The following is a 24,832-nucleotide window of genomic DNA, read 5'->3' on the forward strand; positions in this document are numbered from 1 at the left end:
ACAAAAAATAAATCAGCTGCTTAACATTGTTTTTCATCAGGAATGAATTTACACATAATAATGGGCTTGACTAAAAAAGGCATAAATAGGCGGAGAGATTCCGCCTATTTACTCGAAAAATTCGAAAATGTGAGATTTTGCTTTGCATAACCGGAAAACCTTCCCTTATTTACTACGAAACGAGCTCCATTCTGTATTTAACCGGAAAATCTCCGTTTATTTTATTTTTGCTAGTTACTCTATTAAGGTCAAGAAATCATATTTAAGAAGCAGTGAGTTCCAAGAGAACCTCATATTGATACAATACGGTGGTTATATATAAATAATGTTTTTATATACCAATCACGATGCTAATATGACTGTCAATTCGGCACGTAATTTAAGAAAAGCACCTGAAAACGGAAACCTTACTTCGATATGAATCCAATGCATCTTTGTTCTTGCGTCATTCACTTATTCAAACCTGAGTAGGTTATGCATTTTTTCATAAAAAATTGTGATTAAAGATAAGATTTATAAAGAAAGATAATTGGCATGAAAATTGCAACTATTTTAAATAGTTAGATTAGTAGGTAGAATGGAGGGAGGAGCCGATCTACAATTATTGGGCGTTTTTTTAAGATTTAAGTTCTTCATAGCTAAAACAAAATGAAAGTGCTTACAAATTTTTACTAATAAACAAATAGCCGGATATAAAAGGAGAGATGGTTAAATTGGAGAATACTACTCTTAAGCGTTCACTTGGGCTATGGGCAATCGTTATGCTTGGATTGGGCTATATGACACCAACGATCGTGTTTGATACATTTGGAATTGTTTCTGAAGAAACGAATGGGGTCGTCCCACTCGCATACCTTGCAGCACTAGTGGTTATGGCATTTACCGCAATTAGTTATGGGAAAATGGTCCGAGTGTTTCCAAGTGCGGGATCGGCTTATACGTATACACGAGAGACCATCAGTCCGCATCTAGGATTCTTAGTCGGCTGGGCAGCGTTGCTTGATTATATATTGCTTCCTATGGTTAATGCATTGATTATTCGAATTTATATGGTTTCAGTATTTCCAGAGGTGCCAGCATGGATTTGGGTTGTTACATATGTTGCGATCATCACGGCGATTAACGCTTGGAGCATGGGGAAAACATCGAGCTTAAATTCCCTGCTTGTCATTTTTGAAGTGGTTTTAATTGCGGCATTTATAGTTCTTGCCTTTGTCCAGCTTTCCAAAGGAATGGGACAAGGGACCATTTTCACCACCGCACCCTTCTTCCATTCTGATATTCACCTCGGAGCCATTTTGACAGGAGCTACGGTAGTTTGTTTCTCCTTCATTGGTTTTGATGCCGTAACCATGTATGCCGAAGAAGCTATCGATCAAAAAACGATGCCGAGAGCGATTATGTTAACGGTCTTTATTGGCGGGGCCATTTTCTTCACCTGTAGTTATTTCGCCCAAGCTCTATTTCCAGATGTTACGGGCTTCAAGGTAACCGATGATACACTACCTGAAATTGGGTTGTTTGTGGGTGGAACCATTTTTAAACTAGTTTTCCTTTCCGGTGCTTTTGCAGCCACTGTAGCTTCCGGGCTAGCTTCCCATGCAAGTGTATCAAGGCTTTTGTATGTTATGGGACGAAATGGTGTGTTGCCTAAAAAGGCTTTTGGGTATGTTCATCCCAAATTTCGGACACCGGTTTTTAATGTCATCTTGGTTGGGGTTGTCTCATTACTTGCGATTGCTCCAAGTTTAGAGCTCATTTCTTCATTTATAAATTTCGGCGCATTAATTGCTTTTACATTTGTTAACCTATCGGTCATCGCTCATTTCATTTTTCGCCAGAAGAGATATAAAACAGCGAAAGATATTTTCTCCTATCTCATTATGCCAGTCATTGGAGCAGGGTTAACAGGAATATTGTGGGCGAATTTACAATTTGATGCTCTCATTGGCGGGATTGTCTGGATCGTTATTGGTGTAGTGTATATGCTTTACCAAACAAAATTTTTCCAAATCAAAATAGCTGATTTAAATATCGATGATGCGGAGAAAACCTCTTCCTTATAAAAATTACTTGAGCCAGGCGATATCGCTTGGCTTTTTATTGTTCAAAAGAGTTGGTATGCAGAAGTGAATAATTGACTCATTTCTTCATAGGACTTCTCCTTTTTTTACTAGATTACCTATTAAGACCGCGATTACTAAGTTGGCACGAAACTTGCTTTAACCTTAAGTAACAAATAAAAATGAGGTGTTAGAATGACAGTCGAATCTCTTGACATGAAGAATATGAAAGGAATAGAACAGGATAATTCCCTTGTTGAGTTTCAAGAAATATTAAAAGAAGCAGTGAACATCCTGAATTACCCACCCCAAGTATTCGAATTTCTAAAGAAGCCAATGAGGTTTTTAGAAGTAAGCATTCCTGTTCGAATGGACAATGGTCAGACAGAAATATTCCAAGGGTACCGTGCACAGCATAATGATGCCTCAGGTCCAACCAAAGGAGGTATCCGGTTTCATCCAGATGTCACGCCTGATGAGGTAAAGGCATTGGCCGGATGGATGAGCTTAAAATGCGGTATAACCGACCTTCCTTATGGCGGTGCTAAAGGAGGCATCATCTGCGATCCTCGTAATATGAGTTTAGATGAATTGGAAAGGTTGAGTCGCGGCTACGTAAGGGCTGTTAGTCAACTTGTCGGTCCCACAAAGGATATTCCAGCACCTGATATGTATACAAACTCGCAAATTATGGCATGGATGCTCGATGAATACGACCATATCCGTGAATTCGACTCTCCCGGTTTTATCACCGGAAAGCCACTTGCACTCGGGGGATCGAAGGGAAGGGAAACAGCAACATCAAAAGGTGTTTTATATACGCTGCAGATGGTCTGTGAATTAAAGAAAATGCAGTTAAAAGATACACGTGTCATCATTCAAGGGTTCGGTAATGTTGGCAGTTATCTTGCCCAGTATTTATATGAGATTGGTGCAAAAGTAATTGGTATCGGCGACATGCTTGGCGGTGTATATGATGAGAACGGACTAGATATACCATTTCTTCTGGAAAATAGAGATTCCTTTGGTATTGTATCTAATCGCTTTAAAAGCCCCATTTCTAACCAAGATTTATTAGAAAAAGAATGTGATATCCTTATCCCTGCTGCAATCTCAGGAGTAATCAATAAGTATAATGCCAGTAAACTTAACTGCAGCATTATTATTGAAGCTGCCAATGGACCTACCACAAAAGAAGCGTTAAAGATTCTAGATGATCACAAGACCCTTGTTGTCCCTGATATCCTCGCCAATTCAGGCGGTGTCATTGTCTCTTATTTCGAATGGTGTCAGAACAATCAAGGCTATTACTGGACCGAGGAGATAGTTGATGAACGTCTCAAGGAGAAAATGACAGAAAGCTTTTTAAAGGTTTACCATACCTCTGAAAGATTTGGTGTAAATATGAAAGTTGCTGCTTATATTGAAGGAATCCAAAAGCTAGCAGAGGCTTCAAGACTTCGTGGCTGGTTGAAATATTAAAAATGAAACGGAAAAAAGGAGGGAATTTAATGAAGCTGGATATATTAGCAGAACAAAAAGAACAGCAGCTGTTACATTACTTTTGTTTAATTTCACATAACCACCGCTACGATTTGATGATTGGCTATTCAGAGCAATTTTTTGGTAAAGCGATGGTCACTTCGATTCAGTCAGGGAATATGGTTTTACTTTGTCAAGAAGACACTTTATCAGATGATCATTGGGCAGATAGATTGGGAATCGAGACGGAGGATATCCCAGAATTTCAGGAATTTTTTAGTCAAGTATTACAGACACGACCTTTTCACGAGCAATATTATTAAAGGAAAAAGGAGAGAGATTCCATGTATTATGGTGTTGTTCTAAGCCCATGTTACGGTAAAGTGGAAAGGATTTCAATTAAAAGTGAGTCGAGAATTTATGAGTGGGAAACCCTATTTATCATTACTTCCGACGCAGGAAAAGAGGAAACGGTTCAGACATGTTTAAGTGGTGAAGTAGAATCGCTCGAAGTTCAGGAAGGAGATTATGTTATTCCCGGGATGGTTCTCGCGTATATAAAAGAAGATTTATTTGTTACCGGTAGTGATTAATGTCAAGAAAAAGAAGATGGGTCGCTCATCTTCTTTTTTTGTGTAATATTTAATTTAAAATATTGCAAATAAAATGATAGTATTAGGTAGATAAGGTGTTAAGGGGGAAGTAATACGATGTTTTCAGTTGCCAAAGAAAAAGTAAAACCAATTATTTCAGTGGACGTGGATGAAAGTGAAATAGTTTTTCAATCAACCTTAAATAACCTTAAAGAACCCTTTTTATTTTTAAAAAGACAAAATCATTTATTTGCGTATGTCATGCTTGAAAACAATAATAAAGAGCATGCCTCGATTGAATCATTACTTGAACAAGCAAAATCTCTAGATAGCATCTGCCATCTTAGTGAACAAATCTCTTTGCCTGCGTTGTTCCAAATTATTGGCGAACCTTTTGCGATTATTAGAGATGTGGATGGTAATCCAGCTGGTTACATTAGCAGAGAAGATGTTCTTGCTGAGCTTTTTAAACAGGAAAATAAAAGTGTCGACTTACTTAAAATTATTCTAACCTCGATTCCGATGGGCATTTTTGTATTGGATAAAGAAAAGCGAATTATTAATTATAATGAAGCTGGTTTAAAAATGATTAGATCGACCGCAGAAAAGGTTATGAATCTTCCAGCAGGAGAAATTTTTAGCCGCACCCATCTTGAACAGGTTTTTTCCACCGGTAAGACGCTTCTTAACCATTTGGTCATCAAGAATGAAATTGGGATCCTCGTCGATTATAGCCCTATCTTGAACTATGAGAATGAAGTCGATGGAATCATCATTGTTGCCCAGGATTTGCCAATGGTCGAAGAAATGGCTATGGAAATAGAATATATTAAAGATTTAAATAAGGACCTGAATGCGATTTTGTCTAGTATTTATGATGAAATTCTCGTGGTGAATAACAAAGGAGAGCTAATCAGGTTTAGTGAAAACATTATCCAAGATTTCTGGAAAGTTGATTTAAAAGAGCTGATTGGAAAGAATATTCTTGAACTTGAAGACCAGGGGCTGTTTACACCTTCGGTCACAAGACTTGTATTGGAGAAAGGAAAAAAAGTCTCTGTAGTACAAGAAACCAAAGCTGGGAGAAAAATTCTTGCCGTCGGAAATCCCGTCTTTAATGATCAAAATGAACTTGACCGGATTATCATTGCATCACGCGATATTACCGAAACCACACGATTAAAAAGTGAATTGCAGGAAATGAAAAAGATATCAGAACAATATAAGAAGGAATTGGATGATTTTAAGAGTAAGGACCGCTTTTTGAAAAAACTCATTTATTGTAGTCCGAAAATGGAGAAGGTTATTAATCAGGCCAAGAAAATTGCTGATTTTTCCTCCACAGTACTTTTGAACGGCGAATCTGGGGTCGGAAAAGAAGTAATTGCTCAAGCAATCCACCAATTAGGCAAACGCCAGGCGAAGCCCTTTCTTAAATTAAATTGCGGGGCAATTCCAGAAAGTTTACTCGAAAGTGAACTATTTGGATATGCGAAGGGATCTTTTACCGGTGCTGATAAAAATGGAAAAGAAGGCTACTTTAAACAAGCAGATGGTGGTATTTTATTTCTAGACGAAATCGGTGAGATGCCAATCCATTTGCAGGTGAAACTATTACGAGTTCTTCAGGAGCAGGAAGTTATTCCGATTGGCAGTACAACCCCCATTAAGGTGAATGTGCAGATTATTGCAGCTACGAATAAAAAATTAGAAAAAATGGTTGAGGAAGGGAAATTCCGTGAGGATTTGTTTTATCGCTTGAATGTCATACCGATACATATCCCGCCCTTAAGGGAAAGGACAGAGGATATTTCGCTGCTTGCCTTTCATTTCCTCCAACAATTGAATGAGAGATATGAGCGGAATTATCATCTCACTCCTGACGCTATTAATGTATTAGAGTTTTATCCTTGGCCGGGTAATGTCAGGGAACTTCAAAACATTATTGAAAGATTAGTAGTCACGGCCGAACATCCGTCGATTGATGCGGAGTTCGTTAGCCAATTTTTATCCACGGGCTTGGAGCATAAAAAGATGAAGCCAGTCATTACAAGGGTCATTCCATTACAGGAGGCTATTGATCATGTCGAGGAGCAGTTAATTGTGATGGCAATGAACCAATACAAAACGACAACAAAAGCAGCAAAAGCGCTAGGAATCAGCCAGTCATCTGTTAGTAGAAAGTATCAAAAAATAGTAACTGAGAAAAATATAAAAATGGAAAACCTATCACCCTTTTAATTGAGCTGCTTCAGGTCTAATGATCTGAAGCAGCTTTTTTTTAATTAACTGCTAAATTTAGAGTAATATGTCCCCCTATTCAATCAATCATAGGGTTATGCAGATTTGAATAGTATTCATTCGGATTTTTTTAAAGATCATTATTTTGGTAGGTTTTATTCATTTGGCACGATTCTTGCATATATATAGTTAGTGAGGGTGAATAAAGGAGGAATAAAAATGGTTGAGGATAAAAAACGAGTTATAAACTTGAAGATGTTTATTGATGGTGAATGGAAAGATGCCGAAAATCAAGAGACAAGCCCAGTAATTAATCCTGCAAGTGGTGAGGTTATATCATATGCGCCAGAAGGAACAATAGCTGATGCGCGTGCGGCAATTTATGCTGCACGAAAAGCTTTCGATGAAGGTGTTTGGTCTGGGATTTCTGCTCAGGAACGATCCTCCTATTTATTAAAGATTGCTGACAAAATTGATGAATATGCCGATGAATTGACCCATCTGGAAACGATGGATAATGGGAAACCATTGAGAGAAGCTGGTTTTGATGTTGGGGATGCAGCCGCCTGTTTTCGCTATTATGCAGGACTGATTACTAAGCCTGATGGACAGACCTATCATGTTGCCGATCCAATGCAGGCCATGGTTGTCCGCGAACCGGTGGGAGTATGCGGTTTGATTGTTCCTTGGAACTATCCACTGTTAATGAGTGTGTGGAAAATTGCCCCTGCCTTGGCTGCTGGAAATACAATTGTCTTTAAACCGTCCGAAGTGACACCAGTTACACCGAAAAAACTTTTTGAGATTTTTGAGGAAGTTGGTTTACCTAAAGGGGTTGCTAATCTGGTCATGGGAGCTGGAGCGGTTGTTGGAAATGAAATCGCTTCCCACCCTGAGGTTGATATGATTTCGTTTACCGGTGGTACGAAAACAGGCAAGCATATTATGAAAACAGCAGCTGACACGATGAAAAAAATTTCGTTAGAGCTGGGCGGTAAATCGCCGAATATCATTTTTGCTGATGCGGACTTTGAAACAGCAGTGGATTATGCGTTATTTGGTATCTACGCAGGTTCGGGTCAAATATGTTCCGCTGGCTCAAGGATCCTTGTGGAAGAAAGCATCTATGATCAATTTGTCCAGCGCTTTGTGGAACGAGCAAAGCAAATTCAAGTTGGACCTGGTAATGATCCTGCAACAGAAATGGGCCCGCTTGTCAGTCAGGAACACTTAGAAAAGGTTCTTTCCTACATTGAACTAGGTAAAAAGGAAGGTGCGACAGTAGCCTGCGGTGGAAAGCGGATGGTCGCTAACGGATTAGGAAATGGTTATTTTGTGGAACCGACGGTTTTTGTCGATGTCACCCAAGAGATGAGAATTGTTCAGGAGGAAATCTTCGGTCCTGTTGTAGTCATCCAAAAATTCAAGGACGAAGCAGAAGCTATTAAACTAGCAAATGGCACAGTATATGGGTTAGCCGGTGGTGTGTTTTCTAATAATGGTGCAAAGGCACTAAGGGTCATTAAAAAGCTGCGTGCAGGGATTACTTGGGTAAATTCCTACCATCCTACCTATAACGAGGCACCGTGGGGCGGCTATAAGCAAAGTGGAATTGGACGCAGTCTTGGTACGTTTGGACTTGAAGAATTTCAAGAAATAAAACAGATAAATATCAATTTGCAGGTTGAACCAATTGGCTGGTTTTCTAATTAATCTTTTAATAGGAGGAATAAAATTATGAGTATCGATTTAAAACATGAATTAAAAAGTGAGAAAAATAATAATGTAAGTGAATATATTAATAAGGTTTTAAGCTTAATAGAAAAAGAGGAAATTAATGAAGTAGAAGCGGCTTGGATTACCAAAGAAACAGTTGACGGCTTCCGTGAACACGTAAATCCGGGATTCCTGGAATACCGCAAAACTGTTACTGAAGGCGGCCAATTTGCAGCAGTGGAGTGGTCTGATAATGGATCCTGCTTTAAGGATGTCAATGGCAAAGAATATATCGATTGTCTAGGCGGATTTGGCATATATAATGTAGGTCATCGTAATCCGAAGGTGGTTAAAGCGGTAACCGACCAATTAAAACGTCAGGCGCTTCATAGTCAGGATTTGCTGGATCCACTTCGTGCGATGTTAGCAAAAATTTTAGGCGATATTACTCCAGGTGATTTAAAGTATGCCTTTTTTACAAACAGCGGGACAGAAAGTGTTGAAGCAGCATTAAAACTCGCGAAAATGTACAGCGAGCGAACAACGTTTATCTCTACGACACGTGCGTTCCACGGGAAAAGTTTAGGCTCGTTGTCAGGAACGGCGAAAGGGATGTTCCGTAAACCATTCTTACCGTTAATCCCAGGTTTCCGTCATGTACCATTCGGTGATATTGACATGATGAGAAAAACGTTTGAGGTCTGTGCTTCTGTTGGGGAAGATGTGGCGGCAGTTATTTTAGAACCAATTCAAGGTGAAGGTGGAATTATCCTACCACCGGAAAACTATTTAAAACAAGTCCGTGAGCTTTGTGATCAATACGGCTCATTGCTGATATTTGATGAAGTACAGACAGGAATGGGCCGAACGGGGAAAATGTTCGCCGCAGAACTGTATGAAGTTGTTCCAGATATTATTTGTCTAGCAAAAGCGTTTGGCGGCGGCGTGATGCCAGCTGGTGCGGTTGTAGCTACTGAAAAAGTCTTCAAGAGCTGGTTTGATAATCCATTTATGCATACAACAACCTTCGGTGGCAATCCGTTAGCATGTGCGGCAGCGATTGCGACAATTGGGGTTTTAATTGAAGATAAGTTACCAGAGAGAGCAGCGGAAGTAGGAGCCTATTTCCTTGAAGAACTGAAAAAGGCAGCGAAAGGCCACGAAGATAAGGTTCAGGAGATCCGTGGTCAAGGGTTAATGATTGGCATTGAATTCCATCAAGATGAAATTGGCTACGAGGTCTCAAAGGGAATGTTTGACAGAGGAATTCTTGTAGCTGGGACATTAATTAATTCAAAAACCATTCGTATCGAACCGGCTTTGACCATAAGCTATGAAGAGGTTGATAAAGTGGTTAGCACCTTCAAAACGGTCTTAGAACATTTAGATGCTTAACGATTTTTTTAAAAGGGGGAGCACAGAAGTGGAGAAGAAATATGTCAAGCTCCAAACAGAAATACCTGGACCGAAATCGAGGGAAATTTTGGAGCGAAGAAATAAATATGTCCCAAAAGGAATCAGTAATAACTGCCATTCCTTTGTTAAAAAAGCACAAGGAGCTTTGGTAGAAGATGTGGACGGTAATTGTTATATTGATTTTGCTGGTGCTATTGGAACGATAAACGTTGGCCACTCACATCCTAGAGTAGTTAGAGCCCTTCAGGAACAAGCAAGTCAATTTATCCACACCGGTTTTAATGTAATGATGTATGAATCGTATATCACCTTAGCTGAGCGGCTTTGCCAACTTGCACCGGGTGAATTTGAAAAGCAGGCTGCTTTTTTTAACAGTGGTGCGGAAGCGGTTGAGAACGCCGTTAAGATTGCCAGGAAATATACAAAGCGCCAGGGAATCGTTTCGTTCACAAGGGGGTTCCATGGCCGAACATTAATGACCATGACAATGACAAGTAAAGTGAAGCCTTATAAGTTCGGCTTTGGACCATTCGCTCCAGAGGTATACAAGGCGCCATACCCATATGCTTACCACCGCCCTGAAGGAATGGATGAACAGCAATATAGTGCCATGATGATCGACCAATTTGAACAGTTTTTACTGGCCGAAGTGGCACCTGAAACGATTGCTGCAGTCGTGATGGAACCCGTGCAAGGAGAAGGCGGATTTATAGTGCCTGACACCGCCTTTGTGAAACGGGTCAGAGAAATCTGTACACAGTATGGTATCTTGTTTATAGCCGATGAAATACAAACTGGGTTCGCGCGGACAGGAAAGTATTTTGCGATTGATCATTTTGGGGTGGTACCTGATTTAATTACGATTTCGAAATCAATGGGCGCTGGCGTTCCTATTAGCGGCGTGATTGGCAGGGCGGAAATTATGAATACTGCCGAAATTGGTGAAATCGGTGGAACCTACGCGGGAAGTCCGCTAGGATGTAGGGCAGCACTGACAGTCTTAGATATTATTGAAAATGAACAACTTAATGACCGGGCAAGAAAAATTGGTATTCGCGTGCTTGAAAAGATGCACCTTCTAGCCGAGCGGTTCGAGGGAATTGGTGATATCCGAGGTCTAGGTGCGATGTGTGCGATGGAAATAGTGAAGGACCGGCAATCCAAAGCACCAGATAAAGAAGCGACTGGAAAAATTGTAAAAGCTGCTGGGGAACGCGGCCTGATGTTACTTAGTGCTGGGATTTATAGCAATGTGATTCGCCTTCTCATGCCAATTACCATCACAGATGATCAACTGGAAGAAGGTTTGCAAATTATGGAGGAAGCGATAGAAGCAGTATATACAAATGATCCTGCCTTATCGGTTGGAGGGGAATAAAAATGGATATTGTAAATAAAAATTATCAAATCTATCCCATGTATATTAATGGGGAATGGGTTGGCAATGATTATGAGGTTTTAACTGAAATTAATAATCCAGCTACTAAAGAAGTAATTGGTGCTGTGCCAACAGGTGGTGCTTATGAAGCAGAACAAGCGGTGGATGCTGCCCATAAAGCCTTTAAGGTCTGGTCGAAAAAAACAGCGGATGAGCGGTATCAACTCTTGATGAAATGGTTTTACTTAATTGAGGAAAACAAGCATGAAATTGCAAGGATCATGACAATTGAACAAGGTAAGCCACTTAAAGAAGCGCTGGGTGAAGTTCAGTATGCAAATGGCTTTATCTCTTGGTATGCCGAAGAGGGAAAACGGGTATATGGTGAGACGATTCCAGCTACACATCCACATAAAAGAATACTAGTTAGAAAAGAACCGGTTGGTGTGATTGCAGCGATTACTCCGTGGAATTTCCCGGCTGCCATGATTACGAGAAAAGTAGCACCTGCCCTCGCAGCAGGTTGTACGGCTGTTGTGAAGCCCGCAAATCAAACACCGCTTACGGCATTAAAAATGGCTGAGCTAGCCCATGAAGCAGGCATTCCTGCAGGGGTGCTGAACGTGATTACTGGAAGGTCGTCAGAAATTGGTGAAGTGTGGCTGAAGGATCCACGCGTGACAAAGATTACCTTTACAGGGTCAACCGAGGTAGGAAAGACGTTAATGCGTGGTGCCGCTGATACTGTCAAAAAGGTTTCCCTCGAGCTTGGTGGGAATGCCCCATTTATCGTAATGGATGATGCGAATTTAGCGAAAGCCGCTGAAGGACTTTTACAATCAAAATTTCGAAATGCTGGTCAAACCTGCATTTGTACGAATCGTGTTTATGTGCAGGAAGGGATTGCAGATGAATTTACTAAGCTTTTTCAAGCAGAATTAGAAAAGCTAAAAGTCGGCAACGGACTGGAAGCGGGAACGGATATTGGTCCATTAATTGATCATGCCGCTTATAAAAAAGTAGATGGGCTGGTTAAGGACGCAGTTGAGAAAGGTGGAAAAGTCATTTATAGCGGACTTACCCCAGCTGAAAATAACGGATATTTCTATGCACCTACAATTTTGACCAATATTAATGATGAGATGGAATGTATGAAAGATGAAATCTTTGGCCCACTCGCTCCGATTTCCACTTTTAAAACCGAAGAAGAAGTTATTGAACGGGCCAACAATTCTTGTTACGGATTAGCTGCCTATGTGTATACAGAAAATTTAAGCCGTTCTTTTAGAATAACGGAACAGTTAGAGTACGGTATCATTGGCCTAAACGATGCCCTGCCTTCAGTCGTTCAAGCGCCTTTCGGGGGCTTTAAGGAGAGTGGTCTTGGCCGTGAAGGTGGACACTACGGAATTGAAGAGTTTTTAGAAGTAAAATATATATCGATAGGTTTGGATTTATAATAGCGTTTTAAAAAATTGCCATTGAAAAAGAACAAGCCATGTAGTAGGAAACCTACCTAAATGGGCTTGTTCTTTTTAATGTGTATTTAAAATGGATAAGATAGTATCTATGGAAGCATGATCAGCTGGCTCAGTATCGATGTGTTTCCAAATTACCTTTCCCTTATCATCATAAATCCAAGTTCCACCTTGAATATAGATATCATGGGTTTTCATTGCTTTTTGGACAAGCTTTTTCTGGGCTTCGTCCTCTGGCAAAAATGCCTTTGACCCATGTTTTAAGTAGGCAGTTGCTGCCTGTAAAAGCAGTCTCCACTTAGGCATTGTCTGGTGGCCCATTTCACGATAAAGTTCCCTTTTTGGATCTCCATATATCGTATAGGGGAAGGGTCCAAATACTTGAACAAATTGTTCTAAATATGCCTGGATGGATGGGGTTATGACATGGACTTGATAGCCTGTCGACTCTAATTCTTCATACCTCTCACGCAACTGCGTAAGCATTTCTCGACAAACTGGTCAGCCAGGGTGTCTAACAAAGACAACGACGCTTTTCTGATTTTTAATGATTTCTTTCAAGGTTTGTTTATCGGCTGTAAATGGTTTTTCTAATGTGACTGCCATCATTCTCACCTCGGTGTGTTAAATAAATTATTTTCTTATAAAATTTAAGTCGTGCACGATTAAATTTATAGCAATTTAATAAGAGTGTCAACGGCAGATAATAAAATGTTTTATAAAATAATTTACTTCAAATTGTTTGTCCTACTGTGTTACGATAACGTAATAAAGTAAAAAGGAAATGAGGATGGAATTTGATTAAAACCATTTTGTTTGATGTTGATGGGGTACTATTAAGCGAGGAACATTATTTTGATGCTTCTGCACTAACCGTTTGGGAAATGCTGATCAGCCCAAATTACTTGGGACTCGAACCTATGCAGTTTAAAACGGATTATAATGATGAGGAAATCCAGGAAATAAGAGATTTAGTATTTGAAAACGATAATGTTTTAAAGTTTATGAAATCACGCGGCCTAAACGCCAACTGGGACATGATCTACCTTGCATTCTGCCACCAGCTAATCCATCTGCTCGCGCAAATCAAAGATACTGAATTGGAGAAAATTAATACCTGGTGTCAGGCACCAATCAATCGTGAAGCCCTAGTTGAGATGGGCAAGGTGTTAAGTAACTATTCTGTAAGGATGAACTTCGATTTGTTTGTGAAGGAGTTTGCTCGCTCAGAGGCAACGAAGCAGGAGTTGTTTAGTTATTTGAATGAGCTAGCCTCTGAGAAAATGGGGGTAGAAACTTCGATTTTTAATAAGGGTGAGCTTTGGTCCGTTTGTGAGCATGTTTCCCAAGAGTGGTATGTGGGGGATGAACATGTCCTCGCTTCGACTGGAAGGCAATCTGTTCAACATGGGAAAAAGGGCTTCTTGGCAAATGAAACAACATTAGCTCCTAGGCAGGAAATTGACGAGTTATTCCAATTCCTGAATTCATCCGGATACATGATTGGTATTGGGACAGGCAGGCCCGAACTTGAAACTATTCAGCCATTTCAGCATTTAGATTGGTTGAAGCATTTTAATGAAAATCGGATCGTAACTGCTGATGATGTGCTAAAGGCGGAAGTGGAGCTTCCAGAACGAATGTCACTATCGAAACCGCACCCATTTACATATATTATGGGGCTGCTTGGGAAGGAGACACCCATTCAAGAGTGTTTAAATACGAGATTACCGCTTGAAAATGCTGAGACAGTTTTAGTTGTAGGAGACTCTTTGGCGGATTTATTAGCAGCAAGAAAACTTGGCTGTCAGTTTGCAGCCGTTCTAACCGGCCTTTCAGGAAAAGATGCGAGAAGTGACTTTGAAAAACATAAAGCAGACTACATTCTTGATACAGTGCTCGATTTGAAAGGTATATTATGAAAAATATAGAAAAGGGATTGCCTCAGTGCAATCCCTCATTTCTTCGCTAGATATTCTCTAGCTTCTCTAATTCCATACGGCCAGGTTCAAATGTATCCACGTTCGACAACTCCAGAACTTGTGCTTCTTCTAATCCATCAATTAATTTTAAGACGTGAATGACGTCGGTTTTTAATGTTTTATCCACAGTTAATACCATGATTGCCTCACCGCCTACTTCCGTACGACCAACCTGCATCGTGCCAATATTGATTTGATGGTCTCCTAAGAGTGAACCTACCTTGCCAATCATACCTGGAACATCTCGATGTTTGATATATAATAGGAACTTTTCTGGTTTAACATCAATACGGTATTGGTTGATTTTTAGAATTCTCGCTCCATACCCGTTTAAGACGGTTGCCCCAATTTTTGCTGTTTCAATATCGTTGGAGACACTTAGTTCCATATAATTAGCAAATCCTTTATTCGTTGCATTTTTAACGACATTATACGAAACCCCTTGCTCTTTTAGTAAGTGCAAAGCATTAATTAGATTAACTGAATCGCTTAAATGATAGGACAAGACACCTTTTAACATGGTACGAGTCAACAATTCTGTATCTTCATCAATTAAATTGCCATAATAATTGATTTCTATTTTAGCAGGAGCCTGCTTATTTAATAATTGAATGACGAGCTGCCCCATTTGGTCCCCAAGAAGTAGGTACGGCTGTAGCTTCGCTTGGGTTTCTCCTGACATTTGCGGCATATTAACAGCGTTTTGAATCGACTGTGATTCAAAAATCTCAATGATTTCCGCGCTGACTTCTTGGGCTACTTTTTCCTGTGCTTCGACCGTAGAAGCACCGAGATGTGGTGTTACAATGATATTTGGATTCTGCAATAATTCTGGGTCGGAAACAGGCTCTTTTTCAAATACGTCAAGCGCAGCACCTGCAACATGGCCGGACTGAATGGCTCTAACTAATGACTTTTCATCAATCACACCACCACGGGCACAATTGACAAATCGGACGCCTTTTTTTGTTTTTCGTAAATACGCATCATTAATCAGTCCTCTTGTGTCATTGGTAAGAGGTGTATGAATAGTAATAAAATCTGATTCTTGTGCAATTACATCGAGGCTCGCTTTCGTCATTCCAAGTTTTTTTGCCCGTTCTTCGGTCAGGTACGGATCAAATCCTAAAATGTTCATCCCAAAGCTTTTTGCCCGTTTCGCTACTTCTGTTCCGATTTTACCCATGCCAATCACGCCAAGAGTTTTTTTGTATAATTCCACACCCTTAAAGGAGTTACGGTCCCATTGCCCAGATACTGTCTTTTGGTGGGCTTGAGGAATTTTCCGCGCCAATGATAGCATCATTGCTATGGTATGCTCCGTTGCTGCGATGGTATTGGCGCCCGGGGCATTGATGACAATGATCCCTTTTTTCGTTGCCGCATTCACATCGATATTATCTACACCGACACCTGCTCTAGCAATCACGCGGAGACGGCCGGCTGCTTTGAGCAGTTCTTCACTTACTTTGGTTTGGCTGCGGACAATCAGGGCGTCGTATTCTCCAATTATATTTTTTAATTCTTTTGTAGGTAGTGTTGGCTGGCGTTCTACGGTAAAATTAGGGTGTTCAATTAAACATTTCAATCCTGTGTTGCTAATTCCATCGGTTACCAGTACCTTATACATGCTTGTAATCCTCCTTTAATTTTCTAATAAAAAACGCCCCTCATAACAGACTGATTTGTCTTGTTATGAGGGACGTGTGTAAATAGTGGTGCCACCCTCGTTTGCTGAGCCATATTCTTTAGGTCGTCTTTGTCATCACTTGTTATTTATAGAAACGTAAAATTAATTGAATATTCAAAAATAAACTAAATATAGGGATTATTCTACAACCAAACCTTAAGGATTGTAAAGGGAAAGAAGATAAAATTAATAAAAAATATGATAAAAAATTTTGTTCAAAAGTTATTATCCTTTTATGACGCGGTGGTAAGCGTTTACAGAATAGAATACTAGAAACATATCTATTGTAAAAAAATTCAGAGAATAATATAATGTCTACATTAGAAAAACAAATGTGCGTCATACAAGGACATAAATAGGAGGGTAAAACATGAAGGCAATCACGATTGGATTATTAGGTTTAGGTACTGTTGGTTGTGGTGTAGTCAAAATTATTAAAAAAAATCAAGATAAATTAATCCACCAAGTGGGGTGCCCGGTTGTTATTAAAAAGGTCCTTGTTAAGGATTTACATAAAAACAGACCAGTAGAAGTAGATACAAAGCTTTTAACCTCAAATGCAGACGAAATCCTTTATGATGAAGAAATAGATGTAGTGATCGAGGTAATGGGCGGGCTCCAAGATACAAAAGATTACTTAATTACTGCCCTAAGACAAGGCAAGCACGTTGTCACTGCTAATAAGGATTTAATGGCTTTACACGGCTCTGAACTGTTAACAGTTGCTTCTGAACACGGCTGTGACTTGTTTTATGAAGCCAGTGTGGCAGGGGGAATTCCAATTTTGAGAGGATTAGTCGATGGACTTGCCTCTGACCGAATTAAACAACTTATGGGAATTGTAAATGGAACAACCAATTATATACTAACTAAAATGAGTGAAGAAGGACGTACCTATGATGAGGTCCTTAAGGAAGCACAAGAGCTTGGCTTTGCTGAAGCTGATCCGACTTCAGATGTAGAAGGACTAGACGCTGCTCGTAAAATGACGATCCTAGCTACATTGGGCTTTTCTATGCATATTGATTTAGAAGATGTCCAAGTTTCAGGGATTTCGAAGGTGACCGACGAAGATTTACGCTATGGTAAACAATTGGGATATACTATGAAACTAATAGGTTATGCTCATCGTGAAGGAGAAAAAGTTGAGGTTAGTGTCGCACCAACTTTCCTATCCAATAATCATCCGCTGGCATCTGTTCAAAATGAGTATAATGCCGTTTATGTCTACGGTGAGTCGGTAGGCGAGACTATGTTTTATGGCCCTGGTGCCGGAAGTTTGCCAACAGCAACGGCCATCGTTTCAGACTTAGTTGCGGTAATAAAAAATCTAAGGCTTGGGGTAAATGGAAGAAGTGCAGTGACGCCACAATATCCAAAGCAATTGAAAGATAATGATGAAAAATACTCTAAATACTTCTTAAGAATCCATGTGCAAGACGAAGTGGGTGTTTTCGCTGACATCACCACTATTTTTGCAAAATATGGCGTCAGTTTTGAAAAAATCTTACAGCTTCCTGTTAAGAAAAATGAAACATCAGAAATTGTGCTTGTCACTCATCGAGCATCGTTATCCAATTATGATAAAATATTACTAGAATTGAATGATCTCCATGCGGTTAAGGAAATAAAAAGTGCCTATCGAGTGGTAAGAAAATCGTTATAAGATGGCCAATTTTATTAGCCTAAAATCAGTCACACAACATATACGAGGAGTTGTCCAGGGGTGACACTAAATGATCGTTTTATTATAAAAGTGCCAGCAAGTACAGCAAATCTAGGTCCAGGTTTTGATTCAATGGGCCTTGCTGTCGATTTGTATTTAACATTAGAAGTTGAGAAAAGTGACAAGTGGAAGATTCAGTCTGTAAGTGATGAATTGAATGCATTCCCTACAGATGAGACCAATTTTATCCTGCAGATTGCCATCAAAACAGCTAGTAAATACGGAATCGATTTACAACCATGCCAAATCAAAGTTGCCAGTGACATTCCTTTGGCTCGTGGTCTAGGTTCAAGTGCCGCAGCAATTGTTGCAGGGATTGAACTTGCAGATTCAGTAGGTAATATCGGTTTAACTCAGCAAGAGAAATTGCTTATTGCGACAGAAGTGGAAGGTCATCCCGATAATGTGGGTGCCTCACTGTTTGGCGGATTATTCATCGGCTCTTATCAGGACAATGAAGTAGACATGCTCAGCATCTCCAACATTTCTTTTGAGATGGTGGCCGTCATTCCAGATGAAATTCTCTTAACGAAGGATTCTCGCGGGGTTCTTCCAGCAGAATTTTCTCGTGAATGTGCGATCCAAGCCTCTTCAAAGGCTAATCTGTTGGTCGCAGCCCTCTTAACTCAAAACTGGGGGTTAGCAGGGAAAATGATGGGCCAAGACCTTTTTCACCATCCATACCGTAAACCACTCATTCGCGCCTATGAGGAGATAGAGGAAAGGGCTATAGAACTTGGTGCGTTTGGAGTGGCACTAAGTGGTGCAGGACCAACTGTTCTTTGTTTTACAGAGAAAGGGAAGGGGAAGTTTGTCGAACGAGGCTTAAGAAGTGAGTTTTCAACGATGTCTACAAAAATCCTGACGATTGATTATAGTGGAAGCAGTGTTAACCCAGTGGAGAGATTTGTGAGATAATCTCTCCACTTTTAATTTGAATTTCTTTTAAGAAAATGCTCAAATTCTTCTTTATTTAAAGGCTTACTGAATAAGTATCCCTGCATTTGTATGCAGTTTTTCGAGAGTAAGAATTCTTTTTGGTACTCTTCTTCTACCCCTTCAGCGATTACATTAAGATGGAGACTACGTGCAAGATTAATGATCGCTTCAGGAATCTCTGAATTTACATAATCCTCATGAATATCTTGAATAAAAGATTTATCAATTTTTAAGATATCAATCGGTAAATTCTTTAAATAGTTCAAGGAAGAATAACCTGTTCCAAAATCATCAATGGAAATCCGAATCCCCATATTCTGAAGGGTTTTTAATGATTCGACAATTTCGGAAGAATTATTTAATAGAATGCTTTCGGTAATTTCTATTTCAAAATTGTTAGGACCCAATTGACTCGCAGCAAGAATTTCTTTGACCTGATTTACCATATTGCAAGGTTCTTGAAATTGCCGGGCTGAAAAATTAACTGAAACAGATAGTGGGAGGGAACGTGTTCGATTCCACTTACTAACCTGTTGACACGCCTCCTTCATTACATATTCCCATAAGGGATGGATTAATCCAATATCCTCAGCAATCGGAATAAACAATTCGGGTGAGACGTATCCTAATTCTTCATCTTTCCATCTTATCAGGGCCTCTGCCCCAAAAATCACTCCTAATTCAACATTGACCTTCGGTTGATAGTAAACTTCCACACTTCTACTTTCGATTGCCTTCCGTAACCGTGCTTCAAGTCTTGGTCTTTCGATATTCGATTGAATTAATTTCTCCGAATAGACGATGGCTTTGTTTCCCCCCAGCTTTTTAGCTGAGTACATCGCAAGATCTGCATAAACAATCAGTGCATCCATATTGTCCGTATGTTCCGGATACAAACTAATACCGCAACTTGCACTAAGATAAATTTCGTTGCCATCTAAAAGATATATTTTTTTAAGATTATTGACGATTTTTTCTGCTGCGGCCTTTGTTTCCATTAGACTATGACTTAATAACAAAATAATAAATTCATCGCCGCCTTGCCTAGTAATAATCGCATTATCATTAGGTATACTTGCGATAATCCGTTCAGCAATGATTCTTAGTATTTCATCTCCTTTGTTATGTCCAAAAGAGTCATTCACTTGTTTAAAACGGTCCATATCGATGAATAAAACTGATAGGGTGTCACTAGTTTGATTGGCCTGCTGGATAAATGAATGTAGCTTTTCTTGTAAATATCTCCGGTTTAGCAAACCAGTTAATGGGTCATGATATGCCTGATATTCGATGAGCTCTTTGCTCTTGTTTAAATCATTTACGTAACTCTGCAAGTCTTTCGATAAGGCGTTCACATTTTCTGTAAGCAGACCTAATTCATCTTTTCTATTAAGATGCAGGATATTTCCAAAGTTACCTTGTGCAATATCATTAACCTGCTCAACAATATACCCAATTGGCTGTGTAATGGAACGGGAGAAGATTAAACTGATAATAAAGACAATCAACATAATGATAAATGAGAGTAGAACATGGACCATAAGTTCATGTGTGAGTTCCTTCTTAATGAGTCCATAATCATAGGCAAGTCCAATGACAAAGGGTTCTGGTGCGGAATAAACAGGAACGAAGGTTTTCATCAAATTTCTGCCCTGAATATCATCTTCCTTATAGGATTGTACTTGTTTTGAATTTATTGCCCGTTTGATATAGGAGGCATCCACTTTTTCGTTACGGTACTTATATGAGCCATACCATATTTGTTGAGCAGATATCCGAATATAGCTATTTCCGTTTAAATGGACAATTTCTTTCTTTTTGCCAAAGTTTTTGGGGTTGAAAACAGTGATTTCTAAAACCCCGCGTTCTTTTGTAAAACCTTTAATCACCTGTCCTGGACCAAACCGTCGCTCATACTCTAATACTTCATTGTCTCGAAAGTATGGATTAATAATATAGTTCGTCGTCCCATCAAAAAAATAGCCCCATTTATCGGTATGATCTGGATTGGAAGAAGCAACCTCAATCGGACCAGACCAAAAATGGGGCAGGGTTAAACCTTTTCCAACAGAAACAGGAGTTAAATTAAATAGCTGTTGGTAAGCATCATACCAATATCCCCAACCTTTTGTAGACATATTAATTTCTTTAGGGTCGGATGATCTTACTCCAATAATATCATCTGCTGTTTTCGCAAGCAGGGTTATATGTGATACCCTTACTTCCTGGGCCAGTTTTTTTAGCTGCTCATTTGTAATATCCTGATAATTTGGCGGCAGAGCGTGCTTAATTGCCAATGAAGCCGTCCTTAAATCCCTGCCAAGAATATCTTCAACATACAATGAGCCCTCTCTTATATTTTCAACTTGGAATGACACTTCTTTAGAAATCATATCAATTTCTCGTTCGTTATTTGAAAGCAGCTGATTTTTTGAACGAAGATAATGAATCGTATTATTAGATACTAAAATTAAAAAAACTAACAAGCAAAAAATCAGTGGCATCTTTTTTTTGATTGACAATGACGCAACACCTCGGGTTAAGCTGTGACCCATAGGATATTACCCAAATGAGTCACAACCGATTTGATATGAACTTTACCCTTTTAAACCTTCGAGCCATTCTTGATAGCATTCATCACACAATGATTCATCTCTTTCTTTGTTTGAAGAGAAAAAGGATACATAGTGCAGCTGCCTTTCTTCAATATCATTGGTACAATAAAAACATTTTTCAGACATTGGAATCCTCCTCTAGTTCATCTATTGCAATAGTTTTTTCCATTATTTATTTTTATTACCTAGAAAAAATCTCCACGTATGTTTTAACTTAGTTTGGCATGTAAAATATGTTTAAATACAAATAAAATAAGAATAGGTGGGAGACCAATGGAATTTATAAATGAAGTGGTCATTGTAACAGGCGCTGCAAATGGGATTGGACGGGGAATTGCAAGTGCCTATTCAAACGCTGGTGCTAAAGTCATACTAGCCGATGTTGATGAAGAGATAGGTAATTTAACGACGGAAGAAATCAGAAGTCTAGGAGGGGATGTTCTATTTGTAAAGACGGATGTTAGAAGAGCAGAAGATATTATTAGGTTAGTTGACGTAACAAAACAGAAGTATGGAAAAATTGATATTCTAATTAATAATGCAGGTAAAGGGGTGTTTAAGTCCCCCTTAGAGTTAACGATTGAAGAATGGGATGATGTGATTCATACGAACTTAAGAAGTGCCTTCCTCTGTTCGCGGGAAGTGGCAAAATATATGAGGGAGAATGAATTTGGCGGATCAATTGTCAATATCGCCTCAACACGGGCACTTATGTCAGAACCTAACTCGGAAGCTTACGCTGCTTCAAAAGGAGGAATTGTTGCGATAACTCATGCTTTGGCTGCGTCCTTAAGTGAATATCGAATTACGGTTAATGCTATATCTCCTGGGTGGATACACAATGGGGATAAATCACAATTAACAGAACTCGACCATGAACAGCATTTCTCAAAACGTGTTGGCGAACCAAGAGATATTGCCCGTGCATGTTTTTATTTAACCAATCGTGAAAATAATTTTGTAACAGGGATAAATTTAGTAGTAGATGGGGGAATGACAAGAAAGATGATTTATGAGGAATAGGACAAAAATGAAATAGGGATTGCCTATTGAATTTACTAAAAAAATGGAGAACGAAGTGTTCTCCATTTTTTTATGCTAGTTTGAGGCATTTTCCTTTTTTTGAGCTAGATTTAATGCAGTCTCTGAGACTGTTAAGTCAATATGCAATTGTTCACCTAAATTGTGAGGATGATAGAAACCTTTTGCAATCATATAGTTGGTTATTTTTTCATGAGTAGCAATGGCATCATTTAATTGGGCACGTAAGGCTGCTTTTAATTCGGGTGTTCCGGTTTCCGTAATTGCAACCGCATAGTTTCTTACACCGGCTTTGGCGGAAATGAGGAAATCTGTAGCAATAACTTGGTCGGTCATACCGCCCATGCCCATCATGTTTTGGATTAAATGATTCACAGATTTCCCCTCCGATCCGTTAAAAACTGCTGCAGTTGTTGAATGTGCTGAATTCCCTTGGTGACATCGTCTGAAAGAATTGCTTTTAGCTCGACGTCCTGGGCCAAGACACTCATTGTTGTTGCTTTAGTTAAGCATAGATTTTTAAATGATAACAATTCATGAAGATCTAACGTTTCATGTAGGTCTAAATATTTTGTCATTGTTGTTCCCTCCAACATGAACAGACTTAATCCTAATTAGATTTTCTTAGATACTGCAAGTTTATTCACCTTAAAGAACCTGTGCATAATGGTTTACAGAAAATGGGGAAGATATGATTGTTATGAAACCGGAGGTGTTATGTATGGAGAAGAATAGTTTGGCTTTACATGAGACGATGGAAGCACATGAAATACTAAACTTTAAAACTGTTTGCTTGCTCCGTTCAAAACTGATGCAAGGAATCTGTTTTGATAATGAATTAAAAGCACTAATGGAAAAAGATGTACAACAATCGATTAAAGATATTAATGAACTGCTAAGTTTTTATAAACAAAGTCAATTATTACAATAGGTGAGGTGGGTAAAATGGAAGATTATTTAGATCCGAGAAATGCAGAAGGGATGCCCAATTTGGCTGATTCCGCTTTTGCAATGGACTTTTTATTATCCGTGAAAACAGGAATTCGGAATTATGGTTTTGCGATCACTGAGACTGCACACCCTGATCTAAGAAGAGCTTTACATAAACAAATGGAATCTGCTATTGATTTACACACCGAGATATCCGATTTGATGATAAAAAAAGGCTGGCTCCATCCACATAATTTGAAAGAACAATTTCCAATTGATTTAAAATCCGCAGAAACTGCCGTCCAAATTGCCCAGTTAAAGCTATTTCCTAACGATACTGACCGCCTTGGCATGTTCGCTACGCCAAACAAATAAAAGGAGGAGAAAACCATATGAAGGCAGTTACATACCAGGGCATAAAGAATGTTGAAGTGAAAGAGGTGAAAGATCCAGAAATAAAAAATGCGGATGATATCATTGTGAAAATTACTTCATCGGCGATATGCGGTTCTGATTTACATCTCATTCACGCGATGATTCCTAATATGCCAACAGACTATATTATTGGCCACGAACCGATGGGGATTGTGGAGGAGGTTGGTCCGGAGGTAACGAAATTAAAAAAGGGTGATCGTGTGATTATCCCATTTAACGTCAGTTGCGGCCATTGTTGGTATTGTACGAATGACCTAACAAGTCAATGTGATAATTCCAATCCACATGGAGAGATCGGCGGTTACTTTGGGTATTCAGAATTAGCCGGTGGATATGCTGGCGGACAAGCTGAATATTTGCGTGTTCCATATGGGAATTTTACTCCATTTAAGATCCCTGAGAATTGTGAAGTGGAGGATGAAAAACTAGCATTACTCGCAGATGCTGCACCGACTGCCTATTGGAGTGTCGATCATGCCGGTGTGAAAGATGGGGATACGGTTATTATTCTTGGCTGTGGACCGATTGGATTGCTTGCCCAAAAATTTGCATGGTTAAATGGAGCAAAACGAGTAATTGCCGTTGACTATATCGATTATCGTCTGCAGCATGCAAAGCGAACGAACAAGGTTGAAATCGTTAATTTTGAACAACATCAGAATACAGGGGAATATTTAAAGGAGATTACCCAAGGTGGGGCTGACATCGTGATTGACGCAGTGGGTATGGATGGAAAATGGACGCCGCTTGAATTTCTTGCATCAGGTCTAAAGCTTCATGGGGGTGCGATGGGAGCACTTGTTATGGCAACACAAGCTGTCAGAAAATGCGGTACGATTCAAATCACAGGTGCATATGGCGGCCGCTATAATGCCTTTCCCCTTGGGGATATATTCCAACGCAACGTGGAGATTAAGTCCGGTCAAGCTCCGGTTATTCCTTATATGCCATACCTATATGATCTAATTAATGATGGAAAAGTTGACCCAGGCGACATCATTACTCACGTGCTGCCATTGGATCAAGCGAAGCGCGGCTATGAAGTATTTGATACGAAAACAGAAGATTGTATTAAAGTGATTCTAAAACCATAAACACAACAAACTG

22 protein-coding genes are annotated in these 24,832 nt (G+C 39.5%); 16 read left to right on the plus strand and 6 right to left on the minus strand.

All coding sequences use genetic code 11. From position 1 onward, the window contains the following. Positions 1-704 precede the first annotated feature (704 nt). The 9 genes from FS608_RS28295 to FS608_RS28335 all read left to right on the plus strand — a co-directional run bounded on the left by FS608_RS28295 (position 705) and on the right by FS608_RS28335 (position 12,349). Positions 705-2,066, plus strand: coding sequence for an APC family permease (locus tag FS608_RS28295; protein ID WP_186328936.1), 1,362 nt, complete (start codon positions 705-707; stop codon positions 2,064-2,066). Between the two features lie 192 nt (positions 2,067-2,258). After that, a complete protein-coding gene (locus FS608_RS28300; RefSeq protein WP_144555893.1) occupies positions 2,259-3,545 on the plus strand; it encodes a Glu/Leu/Phe/Val family dehydrogenase in 1,287 nt (428 codons plus the stop codon). A gap of 29 nt (positions 3,546-3,574) precedes the next feature. Beyond that, positions 3,575-3,868 (plus strand): SAV0927 family protein, encoded by a 294-nt coding sequence (locus tag FS608_RS28305; RefSeq protein WP_144555894.1) that lies wholly within the window; start codon positions 3,575-3,577, stop codon positions 3,866-3,868. Positions 3,869-3,889: 21 nt separating this feature from the next. Further along, positions 3,890-4,138, plus strand: a complete 249-nt coding sequence (locus FS608_RS28310) for a biotin/lipoyl attachment domain-containing protein (protein ID WP_144555895.1) — start codon at positions 3,890-3,892, stop codon at positions 4,136-4,138. A gap of 117 nt (positions 4,139-4,255) precedes the next feature. Next, a complete protein-coding gene (locus FS608_RS28315; RefSeq protein ID WP_144555896.1) occupies positions 4,256-6,379 on the plus strand; it encodes a sigma 54-interacting transcriptional regulator in 2,124 nt (707 codons plus the stop codon). A 219-nt stretch (positions 6,380-6,598) separates the two neighbouring features. Continuing rightward, entirely contained in the window at positions 6,599-8,092 is a 1,494-nt protein-coding gene (locus tag FS608_RS28320) for an aldehyde dehydrogenase family protein (RefSeq protein WP_144555897.1), read from the plus strand. Between the two features lie 24 nt (positions 8,093-8,116). Beyond that, positions 8,117-9,490 carry a putrescine aminotransferase gene (locus FS608_RS28325; protein ID WP_144555898.1) on the plus strand — a complete coding sequence of 458 codons (1,374 nt, stop codon included), beginning with the start codon at positions 8,117-8,119 and terminating at the stop codon, positions 9,488-9,490. A gap of 28 nt (positions 9,491-9,518) precedes the next feature. Continuing rightward, a complete protein-coding gene (gene gabT / locus FS608_RS28330; RefSeq protein WP_260871855.1) occupies positions 9,519-10,889 on the plus strand; it encodes a 4-aminobutyrate--2-oxoglutarate transaminase in 1,371 nt (456 codons plus the stop codon). Positions 10,890-10,927: 38 nt separating this feature from the next. Further along, positions 10,928-12,349, plus strand: coding sequence for an NAD-dependent succinate-semialdehyde dehydrogenase (locus tag FS608_RS28335; protein ID WP_144555917.1), 1,422 nt, complete (start codon positions 10,928-10,930; stop codon positions 12,347-12,349). A gap of 75 nt (positions 12,350-12,424) precedes the next feature. On the opposite strand, the gene FS608_RS28340 is transcribed toward FS608_RS28335, so the two are convergent. Further along, positions 12,425-12,853, minus strand: a complete 429-nt coding sequence (locus FS608_RS28340) for a peroxiredoxin-like family protein (protein WP_144555900.1) — start codon at positions 12,851-12,853, stop codon at positions 12,425-12,427. Between the two features lie 311 nt (positions 12,854-13,164). Between FS608_RS28340 and FS608_RS28345 the strand changes: the two genes are divergently transcribed. Further along, positions 13,165-14,289: an HAD family hydrolase gene (locus FS608_RS28345; protein WP_144555901.1), complete on the plus strand. Its 1,125-nt coding sequence runs from the start codon at positions 13,165-13,167 to the stop codon at positions 14,287-14,289. A gap of 46 nt (positions 14,290-14,335) precedes the next feature. Here the strand turns inward: FS608_RS28345 and serA are convergent, their stop codons facing one another. Beyond that, positions 14,336-15,979: a phosphoglycerate dehydrogenase gene (gene serA, locus FS608_RS28350; protein WP_144555902.1), complete on the minus strand. Its 1,644-nt coding sequence runs from the start codon at positions 15,977-15,979 to the stop codon at positions 14,336-14,338. 430 nt (positions 15,980-16,409) lie between these two features. Between serA and FS608_RS28355 the strand changes: the two genes are divergently transcribed. Then, the gene (locus FS608_RS28355) at positions 16,410-17,705 is read left to right on the plus strand and encodes a homoserine dehydrogenase (RefSeq protein WP_144555903.1); all 1,296 of its coding nucleotides are present in this window, start codon (positions 16,410-16,412) and stop codon (positions 17,703-17,705) included. 60 nt (positions 17,706-17,765) lie between these two features. After that, complete coding sequence (gene thrB / locus FS608_RS28360; RefSeq protein ID WP_144555904.1) at positions 17,766-18,683, plus strand: homoserine kinase; 918 nt, start codon at positions 17,766-17,768, stop codon at positions 18,681-18,683. Positions 18,684-18,694: 11 nt separating this feature from the next. On the opposite strand, the gene FS608_RS28365 is transcribed toward thrB, so the two are convergent. Continuing rightward, a complete protein-coding gene (locus FS608_RS28365) occupies positions 18,695-21,226 on the minus strand; it encodes a putative bifunctional diguanylate cyclase/phosphodiesterase (protein WP_144555905.1) in 2,532 nt (843 codons plus the stop codon). Positions 21,227-21,301: 75 nt separating this feature from the next. Further along, positions 21,302-21,445 carry a hypothetical protein gene (locus FS608_RS30620; protein ID WP_186328937.1) on the minus strand — a complete coding sequence of 48 codons (144 nt, stop codon included), beginning with the start codon at positions 21,443-21,445 and terminating at the stop codon, positions 21,302-21,304. 147 nt (positions 21,446-21,592) lie between these two features. Here FS608_RS30620 and FS608_RS28370 point away from each other — a divergent pair, with 147 nt between their 5' ends. Further along, positions 21,593-22,342 (plus strand): SDR family oxidoreductase, encoded by a 750-nt coding sequence (locus FS608_RS28370; protein WP_186328938.1) that lies wholly within the window; start codon positions 21,593-21,595, stop codon positions 22,340-22,342. 75 nt (positions 22,343-22,417) lie between these two features. Here the strand turns inward: FS608_RS28370 and FS608_RS28375 are convergent, their stop codons facing one another. Beyond that, positions 22,418-22,735, minus strand: coding sequence for a spore coat protein (locus tag FS608_RS28375; RefSeq protein ID WP_144555906.1), 318 nt, complete (start codon positions 22,733-22,735; stop codon positions 22,418-22,420). Next, entirely contained in the window at positions 22,732-22,938 is a 207-nt protein-coding gene (locus tag FS608_RS28380) for a hypothetical protein (protein ID WP_144555907.1), read from the minus strand. Before FS608_RS28380 ends, FS608_RS28375 begins: the two co-directional genes overlap by 4 nt. A 143-nt stretch (positions 22,939-23,081) precedes the next feature. Between FS608_RS28380 and FS608_RS28385 the strand changes: the two genes are divergently transcribed. From FS608_RS28385 to FS608_RS28395, 3 genes are read left to right on the plus strand one after another with little or no spacing between them, the layout of a single operon-like run. Then, on the plus strand, positions 23,082-23,291 hold the full coding sequence (locus tag FS608_RS28385) for a spore coat protein (RefSeq protein ID WP_144555908.1): 210 nt from the start codon (positions 23,082-23,084) through the stop codon (positions 23,289-23,291). A 14-nt stretch (positions 23,292-23,305) separates the two neighbouring features. Further along, positions 23,306-23,665, plus strand: coding sequence for a spore coat protein (locus FS608_RS28390; RefSeq protein WP_144555909.1), 360 nt, complete (start codon positions 23,306-23,308; stop codon positions 23,663-23,665). 17 nt (positions 23,666-23,682) lie between these two features. Next, a complete protein-coding gene (locus FS608_RS28395; RefSeq protein WP_144555910.1) occupies positions 23,683-24,819 on the plus strand; it encodes a zinc-dependent alcohol dehydrogenase in 1,137 nt (378 codons plus the stop codon). The last annotated feature ends 13 nt before the right edge of the window (positions 24,820-24,832 follow it).

Source organism: Bacillus sp. X1(2014), from assembly GCF_007678255.1.